Annotated in this window: 15 protein-coding genes; 10 read left to right on the top strand and 5 right to left on the bottom strand. The window is 63.8% G+C overall.

The window, feature by feature from the left end:
• Positions 1–180: 180 nt before the first annotated feature.
• On the top strand, positions 181–2,133 hold the full coding sequence (locus P3T23_RS17515) for a sigma-54-dependent Fis family transcriptional regulator (RefSeq protein WP_429317415.1): 1,953 nt from the start codon (positions 181–183) through the stop codon (positions 2,131–2,133).
• 100 nt (positions 2,134–2,233) lie between these two features.
• Positions 2,234–2,551: a 2Fe-2S iron-sulfur cluster-binding protein gene (locus P3T23_RS17520; protein WP_429317416.1), complete on the top strand. Its 318-nt coding sequence runs from the start codon at positions 2,234–2,236 to the stop codon at positions 2,549–2,551.
• A 20-nt stretch (positions 2,552–2,571) separates the two neighbouring features.
• On the opposite strand, the gene P3T23_RS17525 is transcribed toward P3T23_RS17520, so the two are convergent.
• The 4 genes from P3T23_RS17525 to P3T23_RS17540 form a co-directional block, all read right to left on the bottom strand.
• On the bottom strand, positions 2,572–2,766 hold the full coding sequence (locus P3T23_RS17525) for a YqaE/Pmp3 family membrane protein (protein WP_429317417.1): 195 nt from the start codon (positions 2,764–2,766) through the stop codon (positions 2,572–2,574).
• 48 nt (positions 2,767–2,814) lie between these two features.
• On the bottom strand, positions 2,815–3,006 hold the full coding sequence (locus tag P3T23_RS17530; protein WP_429317418.1) for a DUF1653 domain-containing protein: 192 nt from the start codon (positions 3,004–3,006) through the stop codon (positions 2,815–2,817).
• 67 nt (positions 3,007–3,073) lie between these two features.
• Positions 3,074–3,718, bottom strand: coding sequence for a helix-turn-helix transcriptional regulator (locus P3T23_RS17535; protein WP_429317419.1), 645 nt, complete (start codon positions 3,716–3,718; stop codon positions 3,074–3,076).
• A gap of 107 nt (positions 3,719–3,825) precedes the next feature.
• On the bottom strand, positions 3,826–4,797 hold the full coding sequence (locus P3T23_RS17540) for an ornithine cyclodeaminase family protein (protein ID WP_429317420.1): 972 nt from the start codon (positions 4,795–4,797) through the stop codon (positions 3,826–3,828).
• Between the two features lie 222 nt (positions 4,798–5,019).
• On the opposite strand from P3T23_RS17540, the gene P3T23_RS17545 reads away from it, so the two are divergent.
• From P3T23_RS17545 to infA, 5 genes are all read left to right on the top strand, one after another.
• Positions 5,020–5,802, top strand: coding sequence for an ABC transporter substrate-binding protein (locus P3T23_RS17545; RefSeq protein WP_429317421.1), 783 nt, complete (start codon positions 5,020–5,022; stop codon positions 5,800–5,802).
• Between the two features lie 112 nt (positions 5,803–5,914).
• The gene (locus tag P3T23_RS17550) at positions 5,915–7,156 is read left to right on the top strand and encodes an NAD(P)/FAD-dependent oxidoreductase (RefSeq protein WP_429317422.1); all 1,242 of its coding nucleotides are present in this window, start codon (positions 5,915–5,917) and stop codon (positions 7,154–7,156) included.
• 135 nt (positions 7,157–7,291) lie between these two features.
• Positions 7,292–7,510, top strand: a complete 219-nt coding sequence (locus tag P3T23_RS17555; RefSeq protein WP_429317423.1) for a hypothetical protein — start codon at positions 7,292–7,294, stop codon at positions 7,508–7,510.
• 528 nt (positions 7,511–8,038) lie between these two features.
• On the top strand, positions 8,039–8,320 hold the full coding sequence (locus tag P3T23_RS17560; RefSeq protein WP_429317424.1) for a hypothetical protein: 282 nt from the start codon (positions 8,039–8,041) through the stop codon (positions 8,318–8,320).
• Between the two features lie 130 nt (positions 8,321–8,450).
• Complete coding sequence (infA, locus tag P3T23_RS17565; RefSeq protein ID WP_133666667.1) at positions 8,451–8,726, top strand: translation initiation factor IF-1; 276 nt, start codon at positions 8,451–8,453, stop codon at positions 8,724–8,726.
• 332 nt (positions 8,727–9,058) lie between these two features.
• On the opposite strand, the gene P3T23_RS17570 is transcribed toward infA, so the two are convergent.
• Complete coding sequence (locus P3T23_RS17570; RefSeq protein ID WP_429317425.1) at positions 9,059–9,793, bottom strand: GntR family transcriptional regulator; 735 nt, start codon at positions 9,791–9,793, stop codon at positions 9,059–9,061.
• Between the two features lie 340 nt (positions 9,794–10,133).
• Between P3T23_RS17570 and P3T23_RS17575 the strand changes: the two genes are divergently transcribed.
• From P3T23_RS17575 to nirB, 3 genes are all read left to right on the top strand, one after another.
• Positions 10,134–11,339: a cyanate transporter gene (locus P3T23_RS17575; RefSeq protein ID WP_429317508.1), complete on the top strand. Its 1,206-nt coding sequence runs from the start codon at positions 10,134–10,136 to the stop codon at positions 11,337–11,339.
• Positions 11,340–11,686: 347 nt separating this feature from the next.
• The gene (locus P3T23_RS17580) at positions 11,687–11,947 is read left to right on the top strand and encodes a hypothetical protein (RefSeq protein ID WP_429317426.1); all 261 of its coding nucleotides are present in this window, start codon (positions 11,687–11,689) and stop codon (positions 11,945–11,947) included.
• A 17-nt stretch (positions 11,948–11,964) separates the two neighbouring features.
• Positions 11,965–14,397, top strand: coding sequence for a nitrite reductase large subunit NirB (gene nirB / locus P3T23_RS17585; protein ID WP_429317427.1), 2,433 nt, complete (start codon positions 11,965–11,967; stop codon positions 14,395–14,397).
• Positions 14,398–14,408 lie beyond the last annotated feature (11 nt).

The raw sequence follows: 14,408 nt of genomic DNA on the forward strand, positions 1-14,408 counted from the left end.
ACCTGCGCGCCGGAATGCAAGTGAGATTGGAGCGCCGCGCATCGTGCTGTTCGCGGCGGCGGTGCATCTTGTATGATGGACACTCACCGTGCGTTCCTGTTGCAGTGCGCAACAAAAGCCATGGATGCCGGGCGAGGCACCGCACCTCGCCTGCGTAGGGAGACAAACCGGAGACATGCAGTGACCCATCGTTCCGCCACGCCCCCCGTGGCGGGCCGGCCCGACGTGATTGCGCAGGCTCATGCGCGCTCGCTCCGGGTTGGCCTGCGCAAATCTGAGACGCCCGATTTCCATCCGTTGCGCCGTCCGGTGCTGCGCGAACTCGTCGAGCGCAATCACTCGCTGTACACGCATGCGCTGCCGGTCATGGAGACGCTGCACGCGCAGATCGTCGATACGCAAAGCATGGTGCTGCTCACCGACAACCACGGCGTGATCCTGCACAGCCTCGGCGACAGCGATTTCGTCGAAAAGGCGAATCGCGTCGCGCTGTGCCCCGGCGTGTCGTGGGCGGAAGCGGATCGCGGCACGAACGCGATCGGGACGGCACTCGTCGACGGGCAACCGACCGTCGTGCACGCCGACGAGCATTTTCTGCACGCGAATCACATCCTCACCTGCTCGTGCGCCCCCATCGTCGATCCGTTTGGCCGCACGATCGGCGCGCTCGACGTCAGCGGCGACACGCGCGGCTTTCACAAGCACACGCTGGCGCTGGTGCGGATGTCCGCGCAGATGATCGAAAACCATCTGTTCGCCAACCAGTTCGCGGACGTGATCCGCATCCACTTTCATGCGCGCGCCGAATTCATCGGCACGCTGTTCGAAGGGCTCGCCGCATTCGCACCGGACGGCACGTTTCTGTCCGCGAACCGCAGTGCGCTGTTCCAGTTCGGGCAGCCGCTCGCGACGCTGCAGCGGCAGACGTTCCCCGAGCTTTTCGGCATGCCGCTCGCCGCGCTGTTGCAGCACACGGCCCGCAAACCCGGCGAATGCGTCACGCTGACCCTGCCGAGCGGCGTGCGCGTCATCGCTCGCAGCGACTATGCGGCGGCGGCCGTCCGGCAGGTGTTCCGCCCGGCCTCAGCCGACACGGAGGGCGAGATCGGCCTGCGGCCGGCGAGAGCGCGTGGTGCGCCGCACCCCGCAGCCAGCGTTACGTTCGAGACGCTCGATACCGGCGATGCGCAGATGGCCGCGGTGCTCCGGCGGGTCGAAAAGGTGCGCGGCCGCGACATTCCCATTCTGGTGCTCGGCCGCACAGGTACCGGCAAGGAGTGGCTCGCGCGCGCGATCCATCACGAATCACCGCGCCGCGATGCGCCGTTCGTCGCGGTGAACTGTGCATCGCTGCCGGATACGCTGATCGAAGCCGAACTGTTCGGCTACGAAGACGGCGCATTCACGGGGGCGAAAAAGCGCGGCAGCGTCGGCAAAATCGTCCAGGCCGACGGCGGCACCCTGTTTCTCGATGAAATCGGCGACATGCCGCTTGCGCAGCAGGTGCGCCTGATGCGCGTGCTGCAGGAACGCACCGTCGTGCCGCTCGGCGGCACGCGCGCGATTCCCGTCGATCTGCGCGTCGTCTGCGCGACCCACCGCAACCTGCGAGCGATGATCGAAGCGGGCACGTTCAGGGAAGACCTGTACTACCGGATCAACGGGCTGGTCGTGACCTTGCCCGCGCTCGTCGAGCGGTCGGATCTGTGCGTACTGGTCACGCGGATTCTCGAATTGCAGCGCGACAGCGACGCCGTGCCGTTGCGCGTCTCCGCTGCCGTCCTTGAACGGTTTACCCGTTGCCGCTGGCCGGGGAACCTGCGGCAACTCGCGAACGTGCTGCGCACGGCGGGCATCATGGCCGAAGGCGAAGACGAGATCGGCGTCGAGCATCTGCCGGAGGATTTCCTGCAGGATTGCGACGCTGCGCCTTGTGTCGATCCCGTTCGGGTCGACGCTGCGCAACCCCGGAACGCGCCGCCTGCCGCACCGTCCCGCATGCAGGACGTGCAGACGACGCTGATCGAACAGACGCTGACGCGTCACGGCGGCAACGTCTCCGCGACCGCGCGCGAACTGGGGCTTGCGCGCAATACCATCTACCGCTATCTGCGCCAGCGCCCCGCACATTGACGCACGTGGCGCGCGGCGGTTGGGCCAGGTATGCTACGTGTGCTGCTTGCGAAGCCGCGACTGAAAGCGGCCACGCGCCTCACCACGTACTTCCGGAAAGATGTCCGAAAACTCCTCTCCCGTCCCCGCCTGCCGGGTTTTTGCCGTCCGCGTCGAACCGTCGGGACGCACCTTCGAAGCGCCCGAGTCGCTCACCATTCTGGAAGCCGCCAGCTTTGAGGGTTTGCGTTTGCCGAGGTCGTGCCGCAATGGCACGTGCCGGACCTGCATGTGCCACATGAGCGCAGGCCGAGTGCGGTATACGATCGAATGGCCGGGTTTGAGCAAGGAGGAAAAGGCTGAGGGCTTTATCCTGCCCTGCGTCGCGATCGCGGAGTCGGATCTCGTCATTGATGTGCCGGACGCGACGGAAATCTGAGCGGCGCCGGCACCCTTGAATCAGGGCCGTGGCCCCAGTGCGCGCTCGATCTTGCGGTCGGTGTTGTACTGGCTGAGCGCATAGACGGACCAGATCGCAGCCGGAATCCAGCCGATGATCGTCAGTTGCAGGATCAGGCAGATGATCCCGGCAAGCGGACGCCCAATCGTGAAGAACTGAAACCACGGCACGATGAGGGCAAGCAATAGACGCATTCCTGTTTCTCCTTCGATACGGCGCGCCGGGACGCCTGGCGCGCGGGATCAATCGATCGGTTTGAAGCGCGGCACCAGTGTGCCGTCGCGCTCGACCAGCTCGAAGAACACCGAAGCTGGACGTGTCCAGATCGTACCATTGGCCGCCCGGTAGACGATCATGGTGACCGTCGGGTCCGACTCGAGCGTCGCCTCGCAGACCAGCTCGTAAATGCCGCCCTTGTAGTGCTGAAAACGCACGGGTTTTCCCTCTTCGATTGAACCGGTTAGCGGAAAAATGCCAGGAGAGTGTTGCGGCCGCGCCGCTTCAGATCCCGCTCTCTTTCATCTGCTTCAAATGCTTGTATACCGTCGCGCGCCCCATACCGAGCACTGCCGCGACGTAATTCGCCGTGCTCTTGCCACGGAATGCGCCTTCGGCATACAACGCCTCCACCAGTTCACGACGATGATCGCGGGTCAGCGAATTGAGGCCGATCTGCCGCTCGCGCAGCCAGGCATGCAGAAACGTGTTGATGCGGTCCTGCCAGTCGTCGCGGAACAGTTCGTCCGGCTGCGCGACGATGCCCGCGCCCTTGATGAAAAGATCGAGCGTCGAGCGCACGTCCTCGAACACCGCGATATTGAAGTTGATGCACATCATGCCGGCCGGTTCGCCGCGATCGTCGAACAGCACGTTGCTCACGCAGCGCATGCGCCGGCCATCCCAGTTCAGCTTCTCGTACGGGCCGATCACGCGCTCGCGCGCGGCGTGATCGATTTCCTCCAGCGCCGAGTCGTCGCCGACTTCGCGCTTCGACAGATTGTTCGCCAGATACAGCACGGTCTGGTCATGCAGATCGTGAATCACGACCTCGGCGTACGGAAAAAAGAGCGTCGCGATACCGTCCGCGATCGGCGCGTAGCGGTTCAGCAGCAGATCCTTGACGGGGGAAGTCTTTTTCTTGCGCATGGTTATCGCAACCTTCTTTAAGTGCTGTGGGCGGGTTCGGCGCGCACTACGCCAATCAAACGGCGTTCACAGGCGCGCTGGAATCCTGGACACCCCCGTCATTTCTGTCAAGCGCGCTCTCCGTGGGTCAGATGCCGCAGCAACTCGTACGCAATCGCCACGTCCTCCAGCCCGAGCCCGATCGAGCGGAAAAATGCATGCTTGCGGTACGACGGCTTCTCACACGTGCCGCACACCAGTTCCGGCAGATCGCCCACGACGCTCGCAGCCGTCCATCCGTGCCGTTCGGCGGCGAGCTTCATCTCGCCGGCGCTGCCAGGCGTGGTGCGGCGGTAGTCGCAATAGACGTCAATGTCCGGCAGCCAGGCCGGCGGAATTTCATGCGCGTTCGCGACGTTCGTGCTGATCGACGTGATCAGCGCCGGCTTCGTCAACATGCCATCGGACAGCACCGGCGTACCCGAGGACGTACACAGCATCACCACGTCGGCATCGCGCACGCATGCCTCGATGCTCTCGCTGATGGTCGCGCGCGGCTCGATTGCTGCAATCGCCGCGCGTTTCGCCGCGTCGTGGGGCAAATCCGGCGAAAACACGCTGATCGATTCCCACGCACGCAGCCGCGCGACGTGCCGCAGGTGCGCCTGCCCCACCGCGCCGGCCCCGATGATCGCCAGTCGCCGCGCGTCGGCGCGCGCGAGATGATCGACGGCAAGCGCGGTGGCGCCTGCGGTGCGCTCCGTCGTGAGCAGCCCCGCGTCGCACCAGATCAACGGCTGCCCGGTTTCCATCGACATCAGCGCCGTCCACGCAGTCACGATCGGGCTCCCGCCGGTGACGATGTACGGCGACAGCTTGGCGCCGAACACCTTCGCCTCGGCGATGGCGCCGAGATAGGTGATGAAATCGCCGGCATCGGCGGGAAAGAGCGTCAGCGTCTGCGGCGGCTGCACTGCGTTGCCGCTCCCCAGTTCGCGAAACATCTGCGTCAGCGCGCGACGCACATCCAGTGAGGGCAACGCGCTCTGCACAGCCTGTTCATCGACGATCAATGGAACGGTTTTTTCGTTGCTGCTCATGGCGGACTTCTCCAGATCGATACCGCTTGCGGAATATTGGTGAATGGACGTTATAGAGACTTTAAGTCTATTTTAGACTTATAACAACACTTATCAGGTGCATCCCTTATAGTCTATAATAGACTTTTAGTCTATATTTGATCCATGCGATGAAGCCGCCTCCCGCCACAGACGCCCAGCTCCGTCCGATTTCGCCTTTCCCAACCCATGCCAGGAACCGTCATGAACCTGAAGCCTTCCCTTTGCATCGCCCTCGCGTTCGCGAGCATCGCCGGCGTCGCCCACGCCGAATCCAGCGGCACGCTGCGTTTCGGCGTTGAAGCCGCCTATCCCCCGTTCGAAAGCAAGAGCCCATCGGGTCAACTGCAAGGCTTCGACATCGATGTCGGCAATGCCGTCTGCAAGAAGATGAATGTGAAGTGTGTCTGGGTCGAAAACGCGTTCGACGGCCTGATCCCGGCGTTGCAGGCACGCAAGTTCGACGTCATCAACTCGGCGATGAACATCACCGACAAGCGCAAGCAGAGCATCGATTTCACGCCGGCGGTCTATGTCGTGCCGATCGTGATGGTCGCGAAGCGCGATTCGAAACTGCTGCCGGACGTGAAGAACCTGCAGGGCAAGCGTGTGGGTGTGCTGCAAGGGTCGTCGCAGGAGGACTTTCTGAAGGCGCACTGGGCGAACGCAGGTGTTTCGGTGGTCTCGTATCAGGATCAGGACCAGGTTTATTCCGACCTCATCGCCGGCCGGCTCGACGCTGCGGTGCAGGAAGCGCAGACGGTGCAGGACGGCTTCCTTGGCAAGCCTGAAGCGCGTGACTACGCGATCCTCGGCGAGCCGCTGCACGATCCGGCGACGCTCGGCGAAGGCACCGGTCTCGGTCTGCGCAAGGGCGATCAGGCATTGAAGACGAAGGTCGACGCCGCGCTCGATTCGCTGAAGAAGGACGGCACGCTGAGCTCGCTGTCGCAGAAGTATTTCAAGCGCGACATCATTGCGAAGTAGCCCGACCCTGATTTAGAGTCGACAGCTTCGAGGCGCGTGCATGCGCCTCGAAGCATATTTTTTCTGGCGGCGCACCTGAGTCGCCCGACGGCTGAAACGGATAAGCGAGTCTATGGATTTCGACGTGATCGTACTGGGGGCCGGCATCGTCGGCGTATCGTCGGCGCTGCATCTGCAGGACCGCGGGCGGCGCGTCGCGCTCGTCGACCGGCGCGGCCCCGGGGAGGAAACCAGTTTCGGCAATGCCGGGTTGATCGAGCGCTCGTCGGTCGTGCCGTATGGCTTTCCGCGCCGTCTCGGTACGCTGCTGCGCTATGCGCGCAACCAGTCGACCGATCTCTACTGGGACTACAAGGCCATCCCGTCGTATGCATCGTGGCTCGCGCGCTTCTGGTGGCATTCGTCGCCGCAACGGCTCGCCGCCGCCGCGCGGGACATGCTGCCGCTGATCCGGCAAAGCGTGACTGAACACGACGCGCTGATCGCGCGCGCCGGCCTCGGCGCTCTCGTCCACGACGGCGGCTGGATCGAGGCGTTTCGTACCCAGACCGAATTCGACACCGAAGCCGCTGCCGCTGAAGTCTCCGCGCGCGAGAACGGCCTGCGGATGACGTCCCTCGATAGCGCTACGCTACGTGCGCGCGAACCTGGCATCGCCGAAGGCTTTTGCGGCGCGCTGCATTGGCAGGACCCGAAGAGCGTCGCGACCCCGGGCGAACTGACGAAAGGTTACGCGCGCCTCTTCGAGGCGGGCGGCGGCACGCTCTTCACCGGCGATGCGACTACCGTGCGCGCTGAAGGCGACGCCTGGACCGTGCAGACCTCGGCGGGCCGGATCAGCGCGAAGGAGGTTGTCGTCGCGCTCGGGCCGTGGTCGGACACGGTCTTCGCGCCCCTCGGCTACCGCATCCCGCTGCGCGCGAAACGCGGCTATCACATGCACTACCAGCCAGAGCGCCAGATTCTGTCGGTACCGGTCGTCGATACCGAGAAGGGTTATGTGATCGCGCCGATGCAAGGGCGTCTACGGCTCACTACCGGCGTCGAAATCGCGAAGCGCGGCGCGCCGCCGACGGGCATCCAGCTCGAGCGGGCGGAACGTTTCGCGAAACCGGTCTTCGGCCTGGGGGCGCGCATCGACCCGGCGCCATGGCTCGGCATGCGGCCGTGTACGCCGGACATGCGGCCGGTAATCGGCCCCGCGACGCGGCATCGCGGCCTGTGGTTCGCCTTCGGCCACAACCATCACGGCCTCACGCTTGGCCCCGTCACGGGACGCCTGCTGGCGGAAATGATGACGGGCGCCACGCCCTTCACCGATGTGCGTCCGTACCGCCCGGAACGGTTCGAGTAACGTCGCTGTCACCGGGATCCCCGGCCTAAAAGCAACCGCGCGCTGACGTGCTCGCCGGCGCGCGGGAATTTTGTCCGGTTGGCGCATCACTATTGGCGTGCGATAAGAAGCCAATCCAGTTTCCGGAGCGACACGATGGCCACGCTTGAAGCGTTTCGTGCCGTGCTCGACGACGAAGGCACGCCCGAAATCATCCGCAACCGTATCATCGATTCGCTGCAGTACGCGCTGCGCAATCACGGACAGGTTTTCACCGCGAAGGAAGTCGAATGGCTCGCGGCTTGGGACGACGCCCGGATTCCGCTTGCCGCGTCGCGTGAACTGAAAAAACGGCAGCCCGCCAGAGCCAGCTGAAGCTCGATTCGCGACGCAGTCGCCCTGGCCGGGCAGCGGGCCTGCCCCGCTCCGGCCCCGCCGCCCTGGGGCGCCCAGTAGAACGCGTTCGCCGCCATTTGGCGGCGCAGGAAACTTTTTGCTATCCAATGGGGCCTATTTAGTGCATCATATTGGTATAGCTGTATTCCGGATTTGCAGTACCGGAGCTTTCAATCGGCATCTCCGCAGTACCCCCGACAGTTCGACCGCCGCCCGTCGGCGATCCCGTCACTCTGGCAATGCGCACCGCGCATTCGCTGTCGCGAGTTGTGCAGCTTTTCATGCGCCCAGTGCCCACGCGGCATCGGCGTGTTTCTTCTCCATCGAATCCGCGAATCGCCGCGGCTAAGCGCAAGCAAGTGCAACTGAGCGCAAGCTTCGTTGAATCGGGCTGGCGCCATTCTTTTTCCGTGGCAGCGCGCCGTTGTCTGGCTGCGCCGCCGGGTCGGCCGTTCCCGCGCGTCCATGCGCAGGGTGCGGCGGCCAGTATTACAGGACATGTGTTTTATGACTCAAGCTGTCAGGACCTACAAAGGCTTTGAAATTCATCCGCTCGTCTATCCGCGCCGTCCCGCAGACGGCCAGACGAGCCGCAACCCCGACGCCGGCTATGAAGCGTCGGTGCGTATCTGCCGCGTCGGCGCGAATCCGTCGGCCGACGGCCGCGTCTTCCGGCTGCCGCATCTGTGGCCGTTCGAAGGCACGGGCAAGGCGCGTATTGCGTGCATGGCGCACGCCGAACAGCTGATCGACGGCCGTGTGGACGGCCAGTCGGTAGCCGACCTTTAAGCGGCATCGTTTCGATCCGCACGACGGGCGCACGCCACCTCGACGCGCCGCCCGCCAACGTATAACCGGCATTACACGCTTCGTCGGCATTCGAGCGAAGCGACCCCCTCTCATTGACCAGGAGCTATGCATGGCGAAAGAAGAACTGCTTGAACTGGACGGTATCGTCGACGAAGTACTTCCGGATAGCCGTTACCGCGTGACGCTCGACAATGGCGTCGTGGTAGGCGCATACGCGTCCGGCCGCATGCGCAAGAATCACATCCGTATCCTCGCGGGCGACCGCGTGACGCTCGAACTGTCGGTCTATGACCTGACGAAGGGCCGTATCAATTTCCGCCACAAGGACGAGCGCAGTGGTGGTGGCGGCGGCGCAGCCCGCAGCTCGCAATTCCGTCGGCGCTAAAGCCGACTGGCGGCGGTTTGTCCCGGCGCATGCCGGCGCTTTAATCCTGGATTCAATCCGGTTGCCGCCGCAACCCTTGGTACTTGCAACACCGTTGTCCAGCCCGTTTGACGCGCTTTGGCGAGTCCGCTCAAGCGCGATTCAGCGCGTCCTGGCGGGCTTGAGGAGCGCGAGCGCCGCATGCCAGCGGTACCGCATCGCCGCCCGGCATCTCGCTCGCTTTGATCGCGGCCTGGGGCATCGTGCGGCGAAAGGGCTCGAACTGGAGCGCATCTCGCACTGAGCGCGCAGCGCTCTAAACGACACGCGGCATGGATCCCATGCCGCGTTTTTCATTGGCTGAAGACGGCGCTGAGATCGTCGCGGGAATGCAGCCGGACCTGCTGCACGACACGTTCCTCCAGTTCGGCAAGGTGCGCACGCATGACGCCGAGCGCCGCTTCGAGGTTGCCGCCATCGAGCGCTTCGATGATCTGCGCGTGTTCATCCCCGGCACAGGTCGAGCCCTTCGAAGGGTCGTAGAGCGCCTTGTACAGTTCAGTCTTCGCGACGAGCTGCGACACGAGACCGAGCAGCTCCGTGCCGCCCGCGAGTTCGGTGAGCAGTACGTGAAACTGCCCCGCAAGACGCACCGCATCATCGACACGTCCATCGCGCTGCGCTTTCTCTTCACTGCGCACATGCGCGTTCAGACGGCGCTTTTGCTGCGCCGACAGCTCGCCGCACAGCGATGCGACGATCCCCGCCTCGACGATCTGCCGCGCGCGATACACCTGCCGGATATCCTCTTCGGAAGGCGACGGTACAAATGCGCCGCGGTTCGCTTCCAGCACGAGCTTCCCTTCGAACCCCAGCCTGACGAGCACCTTGCGCAACGCCCCGCGCGTGCAACCGAACGCAGCCGCCAGATCGCGCTCCACGAGCTGCGCGCCGGGCCGCAATCTGCCCTGCAACAACGCCGAGGTGATCGACGCGTAAATGCGCGCTTCGACAGAAGTGGACACGTCAGCGGCATCGCCTGATGGCGGCGCGGCGGTGGTTGAAGACGAGCGGGTGCGTGAGGCCATGGATGCAAATCGGGTAAGCCGGCGTGGCGATGTCAGGCGGCATTGTAGCTGCGCACTCCGGTAGCTCCACTCTGGGCACCGCACACATGCACTGACACGAATATCCGGCATTTGTCGTCTGGTTAACCATTCTAATAAAAAATGGTTGACCATGATTGAACTGGTTCGAATAGCCCTCCCGCTACGGGGCCGAATCCGTTCTCCCGTTTCCGTCATATGAATTCCGTGTCGAGGTGCCCGTAAGTCACCGCCCTCCGCGCCAAAACGAAGGTCCTCCGTGAGTCAGTCCACTTCCGCAACCCGCCAGGGCAGCAACGCTCCCGATACCGCTTCCGATGCGATGACATGGCGCGATGGCGTGTGGCTATGTGCGATCGTCATCATCGGCATCAACCTTCGCCCCCTGCTGACGTCCCTCAGCCCGCTGATGACGACGATCCGCGCCTCGACCGGTCTCAGCTTCTACGGCGCCTCGCTGTTGACCAGCCTGCCTGTGGTTGCGATGGGCCTCGGCGCATTCGGCGCGAACGCCCTTACCCGATCGGTTGGGCAGGCGCGCGGTGTCGCGCTTGGTCTGATCGCGATTGCTCTGGCATGTGGCGCACGTTGGTCCACAAACAGCGGCGCGGCATTGCTTTTGACGGCCGCGCTTGCCGGTATCGGTGTCGCGTCGATTCAGGCTCTGCTGCCGGGCGTCATCAAGCAGCGCTTCCGCACGCGCGTGCCGCTCGCGATGGGTGTGTTTTCCGCGTCGATCATGGGCGGTGGCGGACTCGGCGCGAGCGTGAGTCCGTGGATCGCAGACGCGTTGGAGTCATGGCACGCGGCGCTTGCGGTTTGGGCGATACCGGCGCTGATTGCCCTTATCTACTGGTTCCGCCTGAACCGTCGAACACCGCACGCGGCCTCTCACAACGATGAAGTAGCCAGACAGCCCGTATCCACCGTCAATCTCTGGCGCAAGCGGCGCGCGTGGGCGCTCGGCTTGCACTTCGGGCTGGTGAATGGCGGCTATACGAGCCTGGTCGCATGGCTGCCCGCGTACTACCAGCAGCACGGCGCCGACGTCGCGAGCAGCGGGTCGCAGCTCGGCGCGATGACGGTCTTTCAGGCAGCATCCGCCCTGCTGCTGCCGCTCGCCGCCGCGCCGTTTCGCGATCGACGGCCATGGCTGGTTGCAGGCCTGTCGGCGCAACTGGCGGGCATCATCGGCCTCATCGTCTGGCCTCAGGCGATGCCGTTGCTGTGGGTCGCCCTGACGGGCGCGGGGCTGGGCGGCACGTTTTCGGTGACGCTCGTCACCACCCTCGACCACTCCGACGACCATCACGACGCCGCCCGACTGATCGCGTTCGTTCAGGGCGTCGGCTTCGTTGTGGCCGCCGCGGCGCCGATGATCGCAGGATTCGTGCGCGATCTCACGGGCACCTTCACGGCAGCATGGATCATGCTCGCATGCAGCATCTCGGCGATGATCCTGCTCACTTTTGCCTTTTCGCCGCGCAGCTATGCAGGCGCATTGAGCGCGCGTGCGGCGCGCGATTGAGAACGCCTTTCGCCCTTCTTCACTTGCCCCGCCCTTGATCCAGTGGCGCTAAAGCAGTGCAGCCCGGCTCGCCCGCGCACTGCTGCGGTGCAATATCCGACCTCAGCCATTTCGGCAGAACCTAATCCCATCAGGCCTCAGCGCCGATGACGCAGCATGGCATACCTGTTGCTAAATAGGTTTCGCTCCCTGCAATGATGCAGGGGCGCAAGGCTCGGGTGCCCCACGTAACACCAGACCCGGGCCGGGCAGCGAAACGGCAACCTGCCGTTCATCAGGTCGGGCAATGACGTTCGACGTTTGTCGCAACCGGTACGATCCGGGTGCGATCCAACGACGGAACCATCATGGACCGCAGCTTCTGGCGCCACGCCCATCTCAGCACGCTGTTTGCCGCATTCCCGAATTTCGATCTGAGCCGCATGGTCCGATATCTCTCCGGCGTGCAGCAGATCCAGATCGTCCCCACCTTCCCGCTTACCACACGGCAATGCTCGTCGACGGCCGTCACGTCCACCCGCGCCGCGCTCTGCCCGCCTGTCATGAACGACGTGATGCGCCTCGCGCTCAACGCCCGGCCGGTTATGACCGTATGCGCGTGCGCATGAAACAGGAGACCTTCGTCATGAACAAACCTCGTCTGGTCGTCATTGGCAACGGCATGGCCGGAATCCGCACGATCGAAGAACTGCTGGCGATCGCGCCCGGCCACTATGACATCACCGTGTTCGGTGCAGAGCCTCATCCGAATTACAACCGCATCCTGCTGTCACCGGTGCTCGCCGGCGAGCAGGCATTCGGCGACATCATCCTCAATACCGTCGAGTGGTATCAGCAAAACGACATCACGTTGCATCTGGGCAAGACGATCGACCGGATCGATCGCGTGCGACGCGTGGTCGTAGCCGACGACGGCAGCGAAGCGCCGTATGACCGTCTGCTGATCGCAACGGGATCGACGCCCTTCATCCTGCCAGTGCCCGGCCGCGATCTGAAAGGCGTGATCACCTATCGCGACATCCGCGACACGCAGGCGATGATCGATACCGCCACGCTCAAGCGTCACGCCGTCGTGATCGGCGGCGGGCTGCTGGGCCTCGAAGCGGCCAACGGCCTGAAACTGCGCGGCATGGATGTTACCGTCGTTCATCTCGCCGATACGCTGCTCGAACGTCAACTCGACTCGACCGCCGGCAAACTGCTGCAACGCTCGCTCGAAGAACGCGGCCTGAGCTTCCTGCTCAACAAGGCGACCTCGGAGATCATCGGCAACGACGTGGGCGAAGTCAGCGCGGTCCGCTTCAAGGACGGCGACAGCATTCCCACCGATCTCGTCGTGATGGCGGCCGGCATCCGCCCGAATACCGCGCTCGCCGAAGCAGCGGGCCTGTACTGCAACCGGGGCATCGTCGTCAGCGACTCGCTGCAGACCTATGACCCGCGCGTCTATGCCGTGGGCGAATGCGTGAGCCATCGTGGCATCGCGTACGGCCTCGTCGCGCCGCTCTTCGAGCAGGCCAAGGTTTGCGCAAACCATCTGGCGCTGCTCGGCATCGGCAGCTACAAGGGCTCAGTGCTGTCGACCAAACTGAAGGTGACGGGCATCGACCTCTTCTCCGCCGGCGACTTCATGGGCAGCGACGGCACCGAGGAAATCGTGCTCTCCGATCCGTCCGGCGGCGTCTACAAGAAGCTCGTGATCAAGGACGATCAGCTCGTCGGCGCATGCCTTTACGGCGACACCGCTGATGGCGCGTGGTACTTCAAGCTGCTGCGCGAAGGCCGCAAGCTCGGCGAACTGCGCGACCACATCATGTTCGGCGAATCGCATGTGGGCGATTCGGGCGTGCAGGGCCAATGCCGCGCCGCGGCGATGGCCGATAGCGACGAAGTGTGCGGCTGCAATGGCGTCTGCAAGGGCACCATCGTCAAGGCGATCACCGAAAAAGGACTCTTCACGCTCGACGAAGTCCGCAAACACACCAAGGCCTCAAGCTCGTGCGGCTCGTGCACGGGCCTCGTCGAACAGATCCTGATGAGCACCGTCGGCTCCGACTTCCAGGAACCGCCGAAGACGAAAGCAATCTGCCACTGCACCGATCACAGCCATGGCGATATCCGCAAGGTGATTCGCGAGCAGCATCTGGTGTCGCATCGCGAGGTATACGACTTCCTCGAATGGCGCACACCGAACGGTTGCGCGACCTGCCGCCCGGCGATCAACTACTACCTGCTGTCGACGTGGCCGCGTGAAGCCGTCGACGATCCGCAAAGCCGCTTCGTCAACGAGCGTGTGCATGCGAACATCCAGAAAGACAACACGTTCTCGGTGATTCCGCAGATGAAGGGAGGCGTGACCACCGCCGCCGAACTGCGCCGCATCGCCGATGTCGCGGACAAATACAACGTGCCGATGGTCAAGGTGACGGGTGGTCAACGTATCGACCTGCTTGGTGTGAAGAAGGAAGACCTGCCCAATGTGTGGAAAGACCTCGGCATGAAGTCGGGCCACGCGTACGGCAAGTCGATCCGCACCGTCAAGACCTGCGTGGGCAGCGAATTCTGCCGCTTCGGTACGCAGAACAGCACGCAGATGGGCATCGATCTCGAAACGATGCTGGCGAACATGTGGTCGCCGCACAAGGTGAAGCTCGCCGTCTCCGGTTGCCCGCGCAACTGCGCGGAAGCAGGGATCAAGGACGTTGGCGTGATCGCGGTCGATAGCGGCTGGGAACTCTATGTCGGCGGCAACGGCGGCATCAAGACCGAAGTCGCGCAGTTTCTCGTCAAGGTCAAGACCGCGGACGAGGTCAAGGAATACACCGGCGCCTTCCTGCAACTCTATCGCGAGGAAGCGTGGTACCTCGACCGCACGGTGCACTACATCGAGCGTGTCGGTCTCGACTACATCAGGAAGAAGGTCGTCGACGACGACGCGAATCGCCGTGCCCTGTTCGAGCGCCTGCTGTATTCGCTCGACGGCTTGCCGGACCCGTGGGAAGCACGCATCGCCGGCAAGCAGAAGCACGAATACATTCCGCTCAAGGTCGTGGCCTGAGGACGACATCA

Source organism: Paraburkholderia sp. GAS448, assembly GCF_050435685.1.
Taxonomy (GTDB): Bacteria; Pseudomonadota; Gammaproteobacteria; order Burkholderiales; family Burkholderiaceae; genus Paraburkholderia.

Coding starts and splice junctions, on each gene's coding strand:
- P3T23_RS17520 (WP_429317416.1), top strand. CDS start 2,234: ATGTCCGAAAACTCCTCTCCCGTCCCCGCCTGCCGGGTTTTTGCCGTC.
- P3T23_RS17525 (WP_429317417.1), bottom strand. CDS start 2,766: ATGCGTCTATTGCTTGCCCTCATCGTGCCGTGGTTTCAGTTCTTCACG.
- P3T23_RS17535 (WP_429317419.1), bottom strand. CDS start 3,718: ATGCGCAAGAAAAAGACTTCCCCCGTCAAGGATCTGCTGCTGAACCGC.
- P3T23_RS17540 (WP_429317420.1), bottom strand. CDS start 4,797: ATGAGCAGCAACGAAAAAACCGTTCCATTGATCGTCGATGAACAGGCT.
- P3T23_RS17545 (WP_429317421.1), top strand. CDS start 5,020: ATGAACCTGAAGCCTTCCCTTTGCATCGCCCTCGCGTTCGCGAGCATC.
- P3T23_RS17550 (WP_429317422.1), top strand. CDS start 5,915: ATGGATTTCGACGTGATCGTACTGGGGGCCGGCATCGTCGGCGTATCG.
- P3T23_RS17555 (WP_429317423.1), top strand. CDS start 7,292: ATGGCCACGCTTGAAGCGTTTCGTGCCGTGCTCGACGACGAAGGCACG.
- P3T23_RS17560 (WP_429317424.1), top strand. CDS start 8,039: ATGACTCAAGCTGTCAGGACCTACAAAGGCTTTGAAATTCATCCGCTC.
- infA (WP_133666667.1), top strand. CDS start 8,451: ATGGCGAAAGAAGAACTGCTTGAACTGGACGGTATCGTCGACGAAGTA.
- P3T23_RS17570 (WP_429317425.1), bottom strand. CDS start 9,793: ATGGCCTCACGCACCCGCTCGTCTTCAACCACCGCCGCGCCGCCATCA.
- P3T23_RS17575 (WP_429317508.1), top strand. CDS start 10,134: ATGACATGGCGCGATGGCGTGTGGCTATGTGCGATCGTCATCATCGGC.
- P3T23_RS17580 (WP_429317426.1), top strand. CDS start 11,687: ATGGACCGCAGCTTCTGGCGCCACGCCCATCTCAGCACGCTGTTTGCC.
- nirB (WP_429317427.1), top strand. CDS start 11,965: ATGAACAAACCTCGTCTGGTCGTCATTGGCAACGGCATGGCCGGAATC.